This window comes from Cellulomonas sp. P5_C5, assembly GCF_054049655.1.
Map to the genome: position 1 here is coordinate 22,874 of NZ_JBFULY010000012.1, position 17,348 is coordinate 40,221.

Annotated in this window: 15 protein-coding genes; 4 read left to right on the forward strand and 11 right to left on the reverse strand. The window is 73.7% G+C overall.

Going from position 1 to position 17,348, the window contains the following annotated elements; all coding sequences use genetic code 11:
• The 5 genes from ACXJKF_RS12080 to ACXJKF_RS12100 are packed head-to-tail and all read right to left on the reverse strand — an operon-like array spanning position 1 to position 4,698.
• Positions 1-999: a GNAT family N-acetyltransferase gene (locus ACXJKF_RS12080; RefSeq protein ID WP_456787960.1), complete on the reverse strand. Its 999-nt coding sequence runs from the start codon at positions 997-999 to the stop codon at positions 1-3.
• Positions 996-1,961 carry an ATP-grasp domain-containing protein gene (locus tag ACXJKF_RS12085; protein ID WP_456787961.1) on the reverse strand — a complete coding sequence of 322 codons (966 nt, stop codon included), beginning with the start codon at positions 1,959-1,961 and terminating at the stop codon, positions 996-998. The genes ACXJKF_RS12080 and ACXJKF_RS12085 overlap by 4 nt, the downstream gene beginning before the upstream one ends.
• Positions 1,958-3,304, reverse strand: a complete 1,347-nt coding sequence (locus ACXJKF_RS12090) for a M20 family metallopeptidase (protein WP_456787962.1) — start codon at positions 3,302-3,304, stop codon at positions 1,958-1,960. Before ACXJKF_RS12090 ends, ACXJKF_RS12085 begins: the two co-directional genes overlap by 4 nt.
• Entirely contained in the window at positions 3,301-3,714 is a 414-nt protein-coding gene (locus tag ACXJKF_RS12095) for a rhodanese-like domain-containing protein (RefSeq protein WP_456787963.1), read from the reverse strand. The genes ACXJKF_RS12090 and ACXJKF_RS12095 overlap by 4 nt, the downstream gene beginning before the upstream one ends.
• A 27-nt stretch (positions 3,715-3,741) precedes the next feature.
• Positions 3,742-4,698: an aldo/keto reductase gene (locus ACXJKF_RS12100; protein ID WP_456787964.1), complete on the reverse strand. Its 957-nt coding sequence runs from the start codon at positions 4,696-4,698 to the stop codon at positions 3,742-3,744.
• Between the two features lie 307 nt (positions 4,699-5,005).
• Between ACXJKF_RS12100 and ACXJKF_RS12105 the strand changes: the two genes are divergently transcribed.
• Genes ACXJKF_RS12105 through ACXJKF_RS12115 form a run of 3 tightly spaced genes read left to right on the forward strand, consistent with a single transcriptional unit; the run spans position 5,006 to position 8,635 of the window.
• Complete coding sequence (locus ACXJKF_RS12105; RefSeq protein ID WP_456787965.1) at positions 5,006-6,220, forward strand: aminotransferase-like domain-containing protein; 1,215 nt, start codon at positions 5,006-5,008, stop codon at positions 6,218-6,220.
• 1 nt (position 6,221) lies between these two features.
• Positions 6,222-7,304: an LLM class flavin-dependent oxidoreductase gene (locus tag ACXJKF_RS12110; protein WP_456787966.1), complete on the forward strand. Its 1,083-nt coding sequence runs from the start codon at positions 6,222-6,224 to the stop codon at positions 7,302-7,304.
• Positions 7,301-8,635 carry an LLM class flavin-dependent oxidoreductase gene (locus ACXJKF_RS12115; protein ID WP_456787967.1) on the forward strand — a complete coding sequence of 445 codons (1,335 nt, stop codon included), beginning with the start codon at positions 7,301-7,303 and terminating at the stop codon, positions 8,633-8,635. Before ACXJKF_RS12110 ends, ACXJKF_RS12115 begins: the two co-directional genes overlap by 4 nt.
• A gap of 271 nt (positions 8,636-8,906) precedes the next feature.
• Here the strand turns inward: ACXJKF_RS12115 and proB are convergent, their stop codons facing one another.
• The 5 genes from proB to ACXJKF_RS12140 form a co-directional block, all read right to left on the reverse strand.
• The gene (gene proB, locus ACXJKF_RS12120) at positions 8,907-10,055 is read right to left on the reverse strand and encodes a glutamate 5-kinase (protein ID WP_456787968.1); all 1,149 of its coding nucleotides are present in this window, start codon (positions 10,053-10,055) and stop codon (positions 8,907-8,909) included.
• A gap of 49 nt (positions 10,056-10,104) precedes the next feature.
• The gene (obgE, locus tag ACXJKF_RS12125) at positions 10,105-11,628 is read right to left on the reverse strand and encodes a GTPase ObgE (protein ID WP_456787969.1); all 1,524 of its coding nucleotides are present in this window, start codon (positions 11,626-11,628) and stop codon (positions 10,105-10,107) included.
• 121 nt (positions 11,629-11,749) lie between these two features.
• Complete coding sequence (rpmA, locus tag ACXJKF_RS12130; RefSeq protein ID WP_055913072.1) at positions 11,750-12,010, reverse strand: 50S ribosomal protein L27; 261 nt, start codon at positions 12,008-12,010, stop codon at positions 11,750-11,752.
• A 72-nt stretch (positions 12,011-12,082) separates the two neighbouring features.
• On the reverse strand, positions 12,083-12,391 hold the full coding sequence (rplU, locus tag ACXJKF_RS12135; protein WP_186814764.1) for a 50S ribosomal protein L21: 309 nt from the start codon (positions 12,389-12,391) through the stop codon (positions 12,083-12,085).
• Positions 12,392-12,663: 272 nt separating this feature from the next.
• On the reverse strand, positions 12,664-13,233 hold the full coding sequence (locus ACXJKF_RS12140) for a TetR/AcrR family transcriptional regulator C-terminal domain-containing protein (protein WP_456787970.1): 570 nt from the start codon (positions 13,231-13,233) through the stop codon (positions 12,664-12,666).
• Between the two features lie 107 nt (positions 13,234-13,340).
• Here ACXJKF_RS12140 and ACXJKF_RS12145 point away from each other — a divergent pair, with 107 nt between their 5' ends.
• Entirely contained in the window at positions 13,341-13,952 is a 612-nt protein-coding gene (locus ACXJKF_RS12145; protein ID WP_456788033.1) for an NAD(P)H-dependent oxidoreductase, read from the forward strand.
• Between the two features lie 20 nt (positions 13,953-13,972).
• On the opposite strand, the gene ACXJKF_RS12150 is transcribed toward ACXJKF_RS12145, so the two are convergent.
• On the reverse strand, positions 13,973-17,056 hold the full coding sequence (locus tag ACXJKF_RS12150) for an Rne/Rng family ribonuclease (RefSeq protein ID WP_456787971.1): 3,084 nt from the start codon (positions 17,054-17,056) through the stop codon (positions 13,973-13,975).
• Positions 17,057-17,348 lie beyond the last annotated feature (292 nt).

Consider the following 17,348-nt stretch of genomic DNA (forward strand, 5'->3'; position numbering starts at 1 on the left):
TCAGCCCCCGACCGTGTCGTAGCCGAAGGCCAGAAGCGTGCCGCCGTGCACGACACGCGTCTCGCGCTCGGTCAGCCGGACGAAGCCGAGCCGCTGGTAGAGCGCGTGGGCACCGAGCATCGTCGGACCGGAGTTCATCACGACGCGGTCGAGCCCTCGCTGCCGCGCCAGCGCGATGACGTGCTCGGTGAGCAGCACCCCGATCCCCCGTCGGCGGGCGGCCGGGTCGACCGCGAGCAGCCGGAAGTCCAGCTCGCCGTCGCGCCCGAGCTCGGAGATGTGGCTCCCTGCGCGCGGGGTCACGACCGTGCCGAGCAGGTCGCCGGTCGCCAGGTCCTCGGCGACCCAGACCTCGTGCTCGCGCGCCCGCGGGGCGACGTCGGCCAGCGACGCGCGGTAGTCGTCCGGCAGGTCGTAGTCGTGGCCGTACGCGTCGACGGACAGCCTGGCGACGCGGTCGTACTCGTGCGGGGCGACGAGCCGGACCCGCACCCCGGTGCGCGCGAGGTCGTACCGGAACACGGCCAGCCGACCGACCCCGCGGGCGACGACGACGGTCTCCCGCTCGACGACGCGCTCGAACCCGAGCCGGTGGTAGAGCCGCTGCGACGCGACGTTGCGCGGGCCGGTGTCGAGCACGAGCGCCCGAACTCCCCAGGCACGCGCCCGCGTGATCGACTCCGCGACGAGCGTGGCCCCGACACCGAGACCGCGCGCGTCCGGGTCGGTGGTGAGCAGCCGCACCTCGGCCTCGTCGTCCCGCGCCTGACGTGTGTAGCCCGTGCCGGGGCGCAGCAGGCTGAGCGTGCCGAGCAGGCGGTCGCCGTCGACGGCGACGAGCAGGTCCCCGGCCGCAGCCCGTCCCGCAGCGTCGCGCAGCAGGCGCAGGCGTTCCGGGTCGGTGGTCGGACCGTAGGGACCGGCGCCGAAGCCCCGTTCGGTCAGCGCCGCGACCGCGTCGAGCTCGTCGTCACGGGCCGTCCGCACCTGCACGCTCATGCCTTCTCCTTCGCCAGCAGCGCCCCGAGCAGCCGCGCGACCTGCCGCGGGCCGGAGCGGGGTGCGACCGCCTCGACGGCCGCGTTGTAGTTGGTGTTCGTGTTCACGTCGTAGGTGACGAGGCGGCCGTCCGCCGCCTCGATCAGCTCGACGCCCGCGACCTCCACCCGGTGCGCAGCCAGGAACGCCAGGTAGCGGTCGATCGGGAGGCCGTCGACGTCCTCGCGCAGGGAGAAGATCTGCTCCCCCGGCTCGGGGGCCCGCAGCGCACCCGGAGGAGCGATGGGGCGGCCGTCCGGGCCGATCGCGCACGCGTCGGCGGGGCACAGCTGGAACCCGCCCGCGGTGGTGTCGGCCCGGATCGCGTAGACGAGCTCGCCGCCGACCAGCTCGACGCGGGTGATCGTGCCGTCGGCGGGCTGCACGTACTCCTGGAGCAGGGTGACGCCGTCGACGGGCTCCTCGAACTCGGTCGACGCCACGTGGTCGGCGAGCTCGTCCGCGTCGTCGAACCGGTGCACGCCCAGACCCTTGCCGCCCTGGTTGTGCTTGGCGACGAACGGGCCGTCGAACCGGCGCGCCGCGTCGACCAGGCCGGCGGAGCCGACGACGGCGACCGTGCGCGGCACGTCGATCCCGGCGGCCCGCAGCGCGGTCAGCTGCGCCACCTTGCTCACCTCGAGCTCCAGCACCGAGCGGCCGTTGACGGTCCGTCGGCCCGCCGCCTCCACCCACGAGAGGACCGAGCGCGTGTGGTCCTTGGACAGCCCGTGCCCGCGGGTGTGGCTGGACGCCGAGAAGCGCGACCAGAACACGCCCGCCGGGGGCGGCTCGTCGAGGTCGAGCACGCCGCCGGTCAGCAGCCACTCGACGTACGGGACCCCCTCGGCGTCGAGCGCGTCGGCGAACGGGCCGAACCAGTCGGGGTTCTCGTGGATGGCGTGGACGACGGGTGCACTCACGAGAAGTAACCCTCCACGTCCAGGACGCCTCCGGCATCCTCGAAGTCCTGCCGCACCGCCGCACGCAGCGCCGGGTCGGCAAGGTAGTCCAGCGCCGTGAGGGCGAGCCCGACGGCCCCGTCGACCGCGGCGGCGTCCCCGCGCGGGCCGCCGGCCACCTCCGCGAACTCGCGGGTGTGCAGCGCGACGTCCGGGTCGCTCACGGCGATCATCGGGTGGATGCCGGGCAGCCGGACGCTCACGTTCCCGAAGTCGGTGGACGCCGCGAGGATCTCCGGCACGACGCCGCCCGCCAGGACGGTCCGCCCCTGGCTCGCCTGGTGCACGGCCCACCGCTGCGCGAGGGGTGCGTTGGTGCGCACCGGCAGCGTGAACGGCGCGGCGTCCCAGACCAGCTCGGCCGTCGTGCCGGTGGCCAGCGCCGCACCCTGCGCGATGCCGGCCAGGCGCTCGGACAGGTCCTTGAGCGTGGCCGGGTGGGCGGAGCGCACGTAGTACTCGACGGTCGCCCGCTCCGGGACGACGCTCGGCCGCGTCCCGCCCTCGAGCACCACGCCGTGCACGCGGTCGCTCGGCGGGATGTGCTGGCGCAGCATCGCGACGGCCTGGTAGTTCAGCGCCACCGCGTCGAGCGCGTTGCGGCCCATGAACGGGCTCGCCGACGCGTGCGCGGCCACCCCGTGGTAGGTCACGCGCAGCTGACGCCGACCCAGGAACGGGTGGTCCACGACGTCGAACCCGAACGGGTGCACCATGATCGCGGCGTCGACCCCGGCGAAGAACCCGTTGCGCGCCAGGATCTCCTTGCCCGAGCTGCCCTCCTCCGCCGGGGTGCCCAGCAGCAGCACCCGACCCGGGAGCGACAGGCCGTCCGCGACGGCCCGGTGCAGCGCGAGGAACGCCCCGGTGGCCGCGCCGGCGATGAGGTGGTGCCCGCAGGCGTGACCCACGCCGGGCAGCGCGTCGTACTCGGCGAGGATGGCGATCGTCGGGCCGGCGTCCGTGCGAACGTCGCCGTCGTCCGGTCCCGCGTCCGTCAGCCCTGCCCGCAGCGCGGTCGACAGGCCGTGCGTCCCGACGGTGGCCGGTACGCCGTGCCCGCGCAGGAGGTCGGCGATCGCCGCCACCGAGCGGACCTCGCGGAACGCCTCCTCGGGGTGGGCGTGGATCGCGTGGGCGACGTCGAGGACGTCCCCCTCCCCCGCCTTCGCCGCGGCCCGCACCGCCGCGCGCGCCGGCTCGTCGGCGCCCGGGAACGGCGACGTCAGCGGCACGAACGAGGCGCGACGGCGGTCCGTCAGCGCGTGCAGCTCGTCGAGGAAGGCGGTGGAGGGGACGCTCATCCGACGGGTGCTTCCGTGGGCAGCCCGGCGTCCTTCCACGCCGGGAAGCCCCCCTCGACGTGCACCACGTCGGTGAAGCCCTTCGCGCGCAGCTCCGCGGCGACCGGACCGGACCCGCGGACCGAGCCGCAGACCACCACGATGGGGGTGTCCAGGGACACCACGGGCGTGTGCCGGGTGGCGGCGGTGAGGTCGAACTCCTCGTCGATCGCGTAGCGGTCGCCGACGGTCGCGCCCGGGATGGAGCCGGTGCTCGACCGGCCGGCCTCGCTGCGCACGTCGACGAGGAACGCGCCGGCGGCAACGCGCTCGGCGGCCTCGGCGGCACTGACCGCCGGGGCCAGTGCGGCGGCCTCCTCGAGGCTCAGGTGCACAGCGGGGGCGCCGGGACGGGAGGTGGTGTCGGTCATGGTGGTCTCCTTCGTGATGAGGGTGGGTCAGCCGTCGAGCAGGTGCGGTTGCGGGTGCCGCACCCCGACGACCGCGCCGGCCGGCACGGCGTCGGTGATGGCGGCCACGTCGTCGGCGTCCAGGACGAGGTCGGCGGCCTCGACGTTGGACGCCAGGTGCGCCGCGTGGCGGGTGCCGGGGATCGGCACGACGTCGTCGCCCTGGGCCAGCACCCACGCCAGGGCGAGGCGCGCGGCGGGCACGCCGCGGGCGTCGGCGAGGGAACGCAGGCGCTCGGCGAGGCGGACGTTGGCGGCGAACGCGTCGCCCTGGTAGCGCTCGTGCCGGGCACGGGTGTCGCCCGGGTCGAACGCGGTCGACGTCACGGCGCCGCTGAGGATGCCCCGGCCGAGCGGCGAGAACGGGACGAAGCCGATGCCGAGCTCGCGCAGCGTCGGCAGGACCTCGTCCTCGACCCCGCGGTGGAACAGCGAGTACTCGCTCTGCACGGCCGCGAGGGGGTGCACGGCGTGGGCCCGTCGGATCGTCGCCGCCGACGCCTCGGACAGGCCGATGTGCCGTGCCTTGCCCGCCGCGACGACCTCGGCGAGCGCGCCGACGGTCTCCTCGATCGGCACCTGCGGGTCCACCCGGTGCAGGTAGTACAGGTCGACGTGGTCCCAGCCGAGCCGCGCCAGGCTCGCGTCGATGGCGCGGTGCACGTGCTCCGGCCGACCGTCGACCTCCCGGCCCGGGACGCCCAGTCCCACCTTGGTGGCCAGCACGACCGCGTGCCGGTGCGGCGCCAGGAGCGGTCCGAGCAGCCGCTCGTTCTCCCCGTCCGCGTACACGTCGGCGGTGTCGAAGAAGGTCACGCCCAGGGCGAGCGCACGCTGCACCGTCGCCACGGACTCGTCGCGGTCCGCGGTGCCGTACGCGCCGGTGAGCGACATGGCGCCGAGCCCGACCGGGGAGACGGTCAGCGGTCCCAGGGTGCGGGTCATGAGAGCTCCTTGCTGAAGCAGAGGCTGATGGTGTCGCCGACGTACTCGCCGAAGGGCTCGACGGGCTGCCAGCCCTCCCGCTGGTACAGAGCCTTCAGGCCGCGCTGTGGACGAGCCGGAACGTAGGTATCCCGACCGATCTAGTCAACGATTGACAGACTTGTCTCGCCCACTGGACCAGGAGGCGAGACCGACCGTCCGATGCATGAGACGGATCGGATCCGTCGTTGACCCGCCCGTACGCCCTGCCTACGTTCCGGCCGGTCCGAGCACACAGGAGTCGGGCCCCACCCGGAAGGCAGAACCGATGACGACGACACCAGACCTGCTGGCGCCCCTGGCCTCGATCACCACCCTCGCCCGCGCGCTCAGCGCGCCCAAGGGGTTCGGCGACGCGAGCCTGCGACGACGCCGCGAGGGTGACATCGAGCTGCTCGGCGGGATCCCCGACGACTCCGCGCTCCCGGTCGGCGCACTCCTGGCCGCGACCGAGCGGGTCCTGACGGGCACGCGCTCGGGGCCGGCCGCGTTCCAGTACTCCCAGTCCGCCGGGCTCGACGAGCTCCGCTCCTGGATCGCGGCGCGCGAGGGTGTACCGGTCGAGCGGGTCATCATCACGAACGGCGGGTTCCACGGCCTGTCGCTCGCCGTGCTGTCGCTGGTCGAGCGCGGCGGGCTCGTCGCCGTCGACAACCCGATCTTCCCGCTCTTCCTGCGGGCGCTCGAGCTCTCCGACGGCCGCACCCTGCCCGTGCGCGTCGGCCCCGCCGGCCTCGACGTCGACGAGCTCGAGGAGAAGCTGCGCGCCGGCGCCCGGCCCACGGCCCTCTACACGGTGCCCGACTTCCACAACCCGTCGCAGGGCACGCTGTCCACCGCGGACCGCGTCCGGCTGGTCGAGCTCGCCGAGCGCTACGGCTTCCTGATCTTCGCCGACAACCCGTACCGCGAGCTTCGCTTCCGGGGCGAGGCGGTGGACGCCGGGGTGTTCAGCACGTCGGACCACGTGGTGCACGTCAACACGTTCTCCAAGACGCTCGGCCCGGGCCTGCGGCTCGGCTGGGTGGTGGCGTCCGAGCGGATCGCGAAGCAGCTGGTCACGCTGCGCAACCGCCAGGACTCGCACACGTCGACCCTCGAGCAGCGCATCATCATCGACCTGCTCACCCACGACCCGCAGTGGTTCGACTCGACCCTGGCCCGCGCCCGCGACCTGTACCGCGAGCGCGCGGACGTCGTCGTCGACGCGCTCGAGGAGCGGCTGGGCGGGCTGATCGAGACCGTGCGCCCCGAGGGCGGCTTCTTCCTCTGGCCGCGGATCACCGACCCGTCGATCGACCCCGCGGCGCTGTACGCCGCGGCCGCCGAGCGCGGTGCCACCTACCAGCAGGGCGAGTTCTTCGCGTCGTCCGGCCGCCGCGAGTTCGCCGACCACCTGCGCCTCGCCTACGGCAACCACACGAACGAGACCCTGCGCGAGTTCGTCGACCGGCTGGGCTCGGCCGTGGACGCGGTGCGCTGACATGGTCCTGCACCTCGCCCTCGAGGTCGACGGCGCCGGCGCCCATCCCGGCGCCGCGGCGGCCACCTCCGTCCCCGTCGAGCGGCTGCTGTCCGCCGACCACCTGCGCCGCACCGTGGCCGCCGCGGAGAACGCCGGGGTCACGTTCGTGACCTTCGACGACGCCCTCGTCGGTCCCGCGCGCGTCGACGCGGTCACGCGCGCCGCGTTCGTCGCACCCCTGACGTCGCGCATCGGCCTGGTCCCGCTAGCCCACCCGGGCGTGACCGAGCCGTTCCACCTGGCCAGCCAGGTCGCGGCGCTGGACCACGCCACGACGGGCCGCTCCGGCTGGCTCGTCGGCTCCGGACCGCTCCCCGGAGGCCGCGCGGCGCTCGACCGGCCCGTGGCCGAGGGGCCCGACCTGCTGGAGGAGACGAGCGACGTGGTCCGGGTGGTCCGGGACCTGTGGGACTCGTGGGACGACGACGCCGTCATCCGGGACACCGCGACGGGCCGGTACATCGACCGCGACCGGCTGCACTACGTCGACTTCACCAGCGGCGGGAGCGGTCCGTTCGCCGGGCCCGGCCTGCGTGCGGCGCCCGACGGGGTGCGCGCCCCGTTCACCGTCAAGGGTCCGCTCATCGTGCCGCGGGGCCCGCAGGGACAGCCCGTCGTGGTCGGCCGGACCGGGACGGTGCCGGCGGACCTGCTCGACATCGCACTCGTGGACGCACCGCAGGCCTCCGCGGCGCCGCGGACGTTCCTCGACCTGCACGTCACCCTCGACACCCCGAGCGCGTCCGCCGCCGACCGGCTGGCGGCCCTCGAGGACCTCGCCCCCGCGGGCGACGTGCTGCGGTGGACGGGCTCGCCGGACGGGCTCGTCGAGCTCCTGCTGTCGCTCCGCGGCGCGGTCGACGGGGTCCGTCTGCTCCCGTCGCTGCTGGAGGAGGACCTGCCCCAGCTCGTCCGCTGGGTCCTGCCCGCCCTGCGGGTCGCCCGCGCGACACCGACGCCCCGACCGGGCGCCACCCTGCGCGACACCCTCGGCCTCCCCCGCCCGACCAGCCGCTTCGCCACGCTCCAGGAGACCTCGTGACCGACCTGCCCCGCCCGCACGCCCACGTGCACTTCGGCGTCTTCTTCCAGGGCGTCAACCACTCCACCATCTGGTCCGACCCCGCCAGCGGCTCGCAGACGGACTTCGAGTCCTTCCGCCAGATCGTGCAGACCGCCGAGCGCGGGCTGTTCGACGCGTTCTTCCTGGGCGAGGGGCTGCGCCTGCGCGAGCAGAACGGCGTCCTGCACGACCTCGACGTCGTCGGCCGGCCCGACGCGATCACGCAGCTCGCGGCGCTCGCCGCGGTGACCACGCACATCGGGCTCGCCGCCACCCAGAACGTCACCTACAACGACCCGGCGGACCTCGCGCGCCGCCTGGCCAGCCTGGACCTGCTCTCCGGCGGCCGCGCCGCGTGGAACATCGTCACCACCGACAACGCGTGGACCGGCGAGAACTTCCGCCGCGGCGGCTGGCTCGACCACGACCTGCGCTACGTGCGTGCCGGGGAGTTCGTCCGCGCCGCACAGGCGATCTGGGACGGCACCCCCGGTGAGCCGGTCACGTTCGCCGGTCGGACGCTGGAGATCGAGGTCACGCCGACGGTCCCCCGCAGCCCGCAGGGTCATCCGGTGCTGTTCCAGGCCGGCGACTCCCCCGCGGGCCGGGACTTCGCGGCGTCGCACGCCGAGGTCATCTTCTCCGCGCACGGGACCGACTACGACGACGCCCTCGCGTTCGCCACCGACGTCCGTGCGCGCACCGTCGCCGCGGGCCGCCCGGAGGACGACCTCAAGATCCTGCCCGGCACCCAGTTCATCCTCGCCGCCACGGACGCCGACGCGTGGGAGAAGGCGCGCTGGGTCAAGGAGCAGCAGGTCACGCCCGCCACGGCGCTGTCGCTGCTCGGTCAGGTGTGGGGCGAGGATCTCTCCGGGTACGACCCCGACGGTCCTGTCCCCCGCCACGACCCGGTCATCGAGGTCATCGGCGAGACCCGCGGCTCACCGCGTCGCGGCAAGGACCCCCGCCAGATCGCCCAGGAGTGGCGCGCCCGCGCGGAGGCCGAGAACCTCAGCATCCGTCAGCTCGTCATCGCCCAGGAGCGCCAGCGCGGGTTCGTCGGCTCCCCGACGACCGTCGCCGAGGAGCTCATCCGCTGGGTCCGCACCGGGGCGAGCGACGGGTTCAACATCACGCCGTGGATCGTGCCGGGCGGCCTGGACGACGTCGTCGACACCCTGGTCCCCGAGCTCCAGGAACGCGGCGCGTACCGCACCGAGTACACCGGCACCACCCTGCGCGAGCACCTGAACCTGCGCGCCCCGCTCCCTCACCGCACCCCCACCCCGGTCCCGATCACGGCCTGACCCGCCGACCAACCACCTGCAACGTCCGAGGAAGAGAGCGCCATGACGCTCGTTCCCTCGGACGTTGCGGGGTGGCGGGCGCAAACGACCGAGGAAGTGAGCCCCATAGCGCTCGATTCCTCGGACGCTGCCGACGGCGGCCTATGTCGGCAGCCGTGAGGGCTGGAACCGGCAGGAGTGCGGACGTTGGCGCGAAGCGTCCAGCAACGTCCGCACTCGTGCCTGGTGGAGCGCGCAGGAGTGCGGACGTCGTCCCGCGGAGGGCCGGCGTTCAGCGGCGCTTGCGCACCAGGACCAGGTCGTCGCGGTGGACCAGCTCGCGGTCGTAGCCCGGGCCGAGCGACGCGCGCAGCTCGGACGTCGAGCGGCCCAGGAGCGGCGGCACCTCGTCGGCGTCGTACGAGACGAGCCCGCGCGCCACGAGGAGACCGTCGGGGCCGACGAGCTCCACGGGGTCACCCGCCTCGAACGTGCCTTCGACGCCGGTCACCCCGGCGGGCAGCAGCGAGGTCCCCCGCTCCAGGACCGCCCGGACGGCGCCCGCGTCGAGCACGAGCCGTCCACGCGTGTTCGCGGCGTGCGCGAGCCACAGCCGACGGATGGACGTCCGGCGGCCGGTCGCGGTGAACCACGTGCCGACGTCCTGCCCGGCCAGCGCCTGCGCGGCCTGCGCGGCGGACGTCAGGACGACCGGGACCCCGGACTGCGTCGCGATCGCCACCGACTCGAGCTTGGTCACCATCCCGCCGGTCCCGACGGCGCTGCCCCGCGAGGCGACGTCGATGCCCTCGAGGTCCTGGGCGTGGACGACGGACGCGATGCGCCGGGACCCGTCGCGCGACGGCGGGCCGGTGTAGAGCGAGTCGACGTCGCTGAGCAGCAGGAGCGCGTCGGCGTGCACCAGGTGCGAGACCAGGGCGGCGAGGCGGTCGTTGTCCCCGAACCGGATCTCGTCGGTGGCCACCGCGTCGTTCTCGTTGATGACGGGCACGATCCCGAGGTCGAGCAGCCGGGTCAGCGCCCGGTGGGCGTTGCGGTAGTGCACGCGGCGGACGGTGTCGTCGGCGGTCAGCAGCACCTGCCCGACCTGCAGCCCGTACCGGGCGAACGCCGCGGAGTAGTGCGCGACGAGCAGCCCCTGCCCGACGGACGCGGCCGCCTGCTGGGTCGCCAGGTCCCGCGGGCGGGCGGCCAGACCGAGCGGACCGAGGCCGGCGGCGATCGCGCCGGAGGACACCAGGACCACCTGTCCACCGGCGGCCCGGCGCGCGGCGAGCACGTCGACCAGGGCGTTCAGCCTCTCTGGAGCGAGCCTTCCGTCCGGCCCGGTCAGCGACGACGAGCCGATCTTGACGACCACCCGGGACGCCGAGACCAGCTGCTGGCGGTCCTGCAGGGCGTCGACGGTCACGTCCCGCATTCTGCCGCGCACACGCCGCGGGTCACGCGCTTATCCGGGTACCGGACGATCAGCTCTCCGCCGCGTCGGTCCAGACGCCGGCCTCGCGCTCGGTCCACAGCTCCTCGCGCGCCTCCGTCTTGGCGTCCATGCGCTCCTTGTACTCCTGGCGCTTCTCGCCACGCGTCGGGCGCGAGTGGTCCTCGAGCCGCAGGTCGACGCCGCGCGGACCGCCGAGGAACTCGGACCCGGTCATGAGCGTGGGCTCCCAGTCGAAGACGACCGCGTTGTGCTCGGGACCGATGCGCACCTCGTCGCCGGCGACGGCACCCGTGGCGAACAGCTTCTCCTCGACCCCCAGTCGCGCCAGCCGGTCGGCCAGGTAGCCCACGGCCTCGTCGTTGGAGAAGTCGGTCTGGCGCACCCAGCGCTCGGGCTTCTCGCCCCGCACCCAGAAGTACACGCCCTGGCCCTCGACCTCGCGGCGCGTCACCGTGAACCCGGCGTCGTCCACGGCCTTCGGGCGCAGCACGACGCGGGTGTTCTCCGGCGCCGGCGCGTCGCGACGGGCCTTGTCGACGATCTCCCCGAGCGCGAACGTCAGCGGGCGCAGGCCCTCGTGGCTGGCCGTCGAGATCTCGAACACACGGAACCCGCGGGCCTCGAGGTCGGGCTTGACCAGCTCGGCCAGCTCGCGCGCCTCGGGGACGTCGATCTTGTTGAGCACGACGATCTGCGGCCGCTCCAGGAGCGGCACCCGGCCGCCCTCGATGGAGAGGTCTCCGGCGTAGGTCCGCAGCTCGACCTCGATGTCCTCGAGGTCCGAGAGCGGGTCACGGTCGGGCTCGAGCGTCGCGCAGTCGAGCACGTGCACGATGACCGCGCAGCGCTCGATGTGACGCAGGAACTCCAGCCCCAGGCCACGCCCTTCGGACGCACCCGGGATGAGGCCGGGGACGTCGGCGACGGTGTACCGCGCGCCGCCCGCCTGCACCACGCCGAGGTTGGGGACCAGCGTCGTGAACGGGTAGTCGGCGATCTTCGGCCGGGCCGCGGAGATGGCGGCCACGAGGCTGGACTTGCCGGCGCTCGGGTAGCCGACGAGCGCGACGTCGGCGATGGTCTTGAGCTCGAGGACGATGTCCTGCTCGGTACCGGGCTCGCCGAGCAGCGCGAAGCCGGGCGCCTTGCGGCGCTGCGAGGCGAGCGCGGCGTTGCCGAGCCCTCCGCGGCCGCCGGCAGCCGCCACGTACTCGGCGCCCACGCCGACGAGGTCGGCGAGCACGGTGCCGTCGGGAGCCTTCACGACGGTGCCGTCCGGAACACCGAGCACCAGGTCGGCGCCGGTGGAGCCGGAGCGGTGGTCACCCATGCCCTGCGTCCCCGAAGGCGCGTGCCGGTGGGGCGAGTGGTGGTAGTCGAGCAGCGTGGTGACCTGCGGGTCGACCGCGATGATCACCGAGCCACCGTTGCCGCCGTTGCCCCCGTCGGGACCCGCGAGCGGCTTGAACTTCTCCCGGTGGATGGACGCACAACCGTGCCCACCGTCACCGCCGGTCGCATGCAGCACGACCCGGTCGACGAATGTCACCACGGCTGAACCTCCCTTGCCTTTGCTACGACTTGATACTCACACGCGGAAGGGGCGCACCGCACCGGTGCGCCCCTTCCACGAATGACCCGCCGCGAACCGATGTCGCGACGTCAGATGAATCTCAGACCTCGGCCGCCACGACGATGTCGATGACCTTGCGGCCACGGCGCGTCCCGAAGGTCACGGCGCCGGGGGCGAGGGCGAACAGCGTGTCGTCGCCGCCACGGCCGACGTTCACGCCGGGGTGGAAGTGCGTGCCGCGCTGGCGGACGATGATCTCGCCGGCCTTGACGACCTGGCCACCGAAGCGCTTGACGCCCAGGCGCTGGGCGTTGGAGTCGCGACCGTTGCGCGAGGAGCTCGCGCCCTTCTTGTGTGCCATGACGAACCTGCTTTCGTGCTCAGAGAATGGGGGGCTGCGCGTGCCTGCGACCGACAGGCCGACGGCGCGAGATCAGGAGATGCCGGTGACCTTGAGGCGGGTCAGCTTCTGGCGGTGACCCTGGCGCTTGCGGTAGCCGGTCTTGTTCTTGTACTTGAGGATGTCGATCTTGGGACCCTTCTCGTCCCGCACGACCTCCGCCGTCACCTTCACCTTGGCCAGCGCCTTGGCGTCGGTGGTGACCTTCTCACCGTCGACGAGGAGCAGGGCGGTCAGCTCGATGGTCGACCCGGCCTGCGCGGCGAGGCGGTCGACGACGACGACGTCGCCCACCGCGACCTTCTCCTGGCGGCCGCCAGCCTTCACGATCGCGTACACCACGTTGCTGCTCATCTCTGCTCGTCGAACTGCCTAGGTCACTAACGCTCTGGGTGCGCCCTGCCTGCGCCCGCGCACATCCCGCTGCCACCGGTTGTCGCCGGTTCCCGTGGGGGTTCGCGTCGGCGCCACCTCTTCAGCTGGCGGCGGCACACCTGACCAGCGCGCACACGACGCGCCGACGTTCTAGGGTACGGACCCCACGCCGCAGGGTCAAACCTGACCGCCCCGGGGTCGGTGTGACGTGACCGACGACACCCGGTTCAGGCGACCCGTCAGGCGACGGCCACCGCGAGCCGGGACTCGAGCCCGCGCACGATCACGTCCACGCCGAAGCCGAAGCGCTCCTCGACATCCTCGCCCACGCCGGGCGGCTGCGCCTGCTCCTCCACCGCGAACCCCTGCACGAACGCCAGCAGCGTCCCCCAGGCGCGGGTCGCGTCGGCCACGGTGAAACCGGCCCCGACGAGGATCGACAGCGGCAGCTCGACCCACCCGGCGAGCCGCTCGTCCGCGAGGTAGGTACCGCTGAACACCCGCGCGCCGTCCCGACGGGCCAGCAGCGCCGCGCGGAACCGGACGGCCGAGAGCCGCACGCAGTCCTGCCACGGCTCCCCCGCCAGCGCGGCGAGCTCGTCGTTGGCCTCCTCGATGAGGTCCCGGAGCATGGTCGTCGCCATCTCGTCGAGCAGCGCCGCCTTGCTGGGCACGTGCCAGTACAGCGCGGCGGCCTGCACCCCGAGGTCGCTCGCCAGCCGGCGCAGCGTCAGCCCGTCCAGCCCGACCTCGTCCAGCAGGTCGAGCGCACGCCGCACGATCCGCTCGCGATCCAGCCGCTGCGCCATCCGACCCGTCCCTCCGTAGGTGCCCGGCCCACCTTGACAACTGAACGTCGTTAAATCAATCTAACGCTGTTCAACTTAACACCGTTCAAGGAGGCGTCGTGCGCACGATGGTCATCGTCAACCACCCCTACGAGGGCAGCTTCTGCCACGCGCTCGCGGACGCCGCGGTGCGGGGCGCGCACCGCGCGGGCCGGGAGGTGGACCTCCTCGACCTCGACGCCTCCGGCTTCGACCCGGTGATGCGCCGGGCGGACCTGGCGGCGTGGCGGGACCACACCACCATCGACCCCGTCGTGGCCGACCTGCAGCGCCGGATCGACGCCGCCGACCACCTCGTCCTCGTGCACCCCGTCTGGTGGGAGACCGCCCCGGCCGTGATGAAGGGCTTCATCGACAAGGTCCTGGTGCCGGGCTGGGCCTACGAGGACGGTGCCTTCGGCCTGCCCCGAGGACGGTTCGCCCGGCTCCAGCGCGTCACCGTGGCCACCACGATGTCGACCCCGGGACCCGCCTACCGGTGGCTGTTCGGCAACACCGCGCAGAAGGCGTCGGTCCGTGGCGTGTGGCACAAGATGGGCGTGCCGGCGCGCTGGCTGAGCCACCCGAGGGTGGCTGAGGTGTCCCCGCAGCGGCGCGAGCGGTGGCTGGCGCGCATGGAGGAGCGGGTAGCCGGCGTGCGGCTCACCCCACGCGACGAGGCGCTCGTGCCGGTCGGCTGACCGGCACGAGCGCCCGTCGTTCAGTCCTGCCGGCTGTCGCCGTCGGCGGCGGGCTCGTCGGTCGACTCGGAGCCGTCCGACTCGAACACGTCCGCGGGGACCGCCGTGAGCTCGAGCTCCTCGACCGGTCCGTCGGACTCGGCCGCGGGCTGCTGCTCGGCGGGCGCCTGCACGGCGGCGAACTCGGCGAGCACGTCGAGACCGGGAGCGCTGGGCGCGACGGAGTCCGCCGGCTCGGCGGCCGCGGCCGGCGCGTGGTGCTCGTGCTCGTGCTCGTGCTCGTGGGCGTGCGCCGCGGCCGCCGCGATGGTCGCGAGCGTCGCCTTGACCGCCTCACGAGCCTCGGGCAGGACCGGCACGCCCGCGTGCGGGACGTGCGCGACCGGCTCCTTGGCCCCGCCGCGCTTGCGACGCGACCGCTTGGCCTCACCGTCGGCGGCTGCTGCTGCGGGCTGCTGCTGGGCACCGGCGTCGGGACGCTGGTTGTTCTTCTCGATCGGCTCCTCGTGCACGATGAAGCCGCGCCCGTGGCAGTGCTCGCAGGTCTCGCTGAACGCCTCGACGAGGCCCTGACCCACGCGCTTGCGCGTCATCTGGACGAGGCCGAGCGAGGTGACCTCGGCGACCTGGTGCTTGGTCCGGTCACGGCCCAGGCACTCCACCAGACGGCGCAGCACGAGGTCGCGGTTGGACTCGAGCACCATGTCGATGAAGTCGATGACGATGATGCCGCCGATGTCCCGCAGCCGGAGCTGGCGGACGATCTCCTCGGCCGCCTCCAGGTTGTTGCGGGTCACGGTCTCCTCGAGCGTGCCGCCCGAGCCGGTGAACTTGCCGGTGTTGACGTCGACGACCGTCATGGCCTCGGTGCGGTCGATGACCAGCGAGCCGCCCGACGGCAGCCAGACCTTGCGGTCCATGCCCTTGGCCAGCTGCTCGTCGATGCGGTGCACCGCGAACACGTCCGTGTCGGCCTCCCAGCGGGACACCTTCTGCGCCAGGTCCGGGGCGAGCTCGTCGATGTACGACGAGATCGTGGACCAGGCGTCGGCACCCTCGACCACGAGCGAGGAGAAGTCGTCGTTGAAGATGTCGCGGACCACGCGGATGGCCATGTCCGGCTCGCCCTGGAGCAGGGCCGGGGCCGACGCGGTCTTCGACTTCTTCTCGATGGCCTCCCACTGCCCCTGCAGGCGGGCGATGTCGGCGCGCAGCTCGTCCTCGCTGGCCCCCTCGGCCGCCGTGCGGACGATGACGCCCGCGGAGTCCGGGACGATCTCGCGCAGGATCTTCTTGAGGCGGTTGCGCTCGGTGTCCGGGAGCTTGCGGCTGATGCCGGTCATGCCGCCACCGGGGACGTACACGAGGTAGCGGCCCGCGAGCGTGACCTGCGAGGTCAGGCGGGCACCCTTGTGGCCGATCGGGTCCTTGGTGACCTGCACGAGCACCGGGTCGCCGGACTTCAGCGCCTGCTCGATGCGCCGCGCCGACCCGCCCTCGAGCCCGGCGGCGTCCCAGTTGACCTCACCGGCGTACAGCACGGCGTTGCGCCCCTTGCCGACGTCGACGAAGGCCGCCTCCATGCTCGGCAGCACGTTCTGCACGCGCCCGAGGTAGACGTTGCCGACCATCGACGACTGCGCCTGGTTGGAGACGTAGTGCTCCACGAGCACACCGTCCTCGAGGACGGCGATCTGCGTGCGGGCGTTCTTCTCGCGCACGATCATCGACCGGTCCACCGACTCGCGGCGGGCGAGGAACTCGGACTCGGTGATGATCTGGCGGCGACGGCCGGCGTCGCGACCGTCCCGGCGACGCTGACGCTTGGCCTCGAGACGGGTCGAGCCGCGCAGCGCGGTGACCTCGTCGCTGGGCGCGCGCGTCCGGGCCGGGCGGGCCTCGGCCTGGTCACCGGAGTCGCCCCGCGAGGACCCGCGACGACGACGGCGACGGCGACGGCTCGAACCGTCACCCTCCCCTGCGGAGTCGTCGGCGTCGGACTCGGTGTCGCCCTCGGTGCTGTCCTCGGACTCGTCGTCCGCCTCGTCGGCGTCCTCGGTGGCGCCGCCCGACTCGGGACGGCTGCGCCGGCCACGGCCGCCGCGACGGCGACGACGACGGGGTGCACCGGTGGCGCCCTCGTCGGCCGCCTCGGTCTCGTCGTCCTCGTCCGTCTCGACCTGGTCGTCCGCGACCTGGTCCTCGGCGACCTCGTCGGTGGCGAGGTCGTCCTCGACGTCGACCTCCTCGACGGGGGCGTCCTCGACGGGCGCGGCGTCACCGCTGCGGCCGCGACGGCCCCGGCGGCGCGACCCGCGCGACGAGGCAGACGAGGGCGCAGTGGCCTGCTCCGACTCCTCGACCTGCTCGACGGTCTCGGTCGCGTCCGCGGCGGTGTCGCGGTGGGCGGCCTCGGAGATCGCCTCCGGCGACCCCGTGCTGGCCTGGGCGCGACGGCGGCGCGGGCGCGTCGCCGTCGGGTCCGGCGCCTGGAACAGGAGCGCCGTCGTGGCGAAGCGTGACCCCGTGGAGGTCGTGCTCGTGGTGGCGTTCGCCTGCTCGGCGGGCTCGGCCTGCTGCGTCGTGGCGGCCAGCTCGGCCAGGACGTCGAGGGTCGCTGCACCCTCGGACTCCTCGTCCTCGTCGACCGGCTCGGCGACGGGCTCGACGACCGGCTCGGGCGCGGCGGCGGCGCGGGTGCCGGAGCGGCGACGACGCGGAGCAGCCTTGGCGGGCTCCGCGGCGACAGGCTCAGAGGCCTCCTCGACGACGGGCGGGGCCTCGGCCTCCACCTCAGCCTCGGGAGCCGCGGCAGGCGCCTCGTCGGACGCGACGGTCACGACCGTGCGCGTCACGCGGCGGGACTTCTTCTTGGGCGGGGCGGCGGGTGCGTCCGCGCTCGGCTCCTCGACGGCGGGTGCCGGGACCACGGGAGCCTCGGCGTGCTCTGCGACAGGGGCCGGCACGGTCACCACGGCGTCTGCCGGGGTCTCGATGCTGGGAGCGGCGGTCACGCGGGTGGCACGGCGGCGGCGCGGGGGTGCGGGCGGTGCCTCACCCCCGGCGGTCGTCACGTCTGCGGTGGGGGTGTTCTCGTCGGTCACGCGAAGTGCTCCTGGGTACCGGGCATCGCCACCCACACGCGGCGGTGCTCGGTCGGTCGGTCGTCGCACGCGTGCTGCGCGGCGACGGAAAGTCGGCGGTCGTGGCTGCTGCACCCGGTCGGCGCCATCGCCTGCGGGGCCGGAGCCGTCAGTCCCGATCGGGGACCAGCGGGCGGCGAAGCGGCGGCTGGCGCGCACGACATGCTGGTGCTGCGAGCTCAAGGGTCCCGGGGCGGTGTGGTCGTCCTAGGAGCCGGGGTCAGTATCGCACAGCGGCCTTCTCACGGCGTGC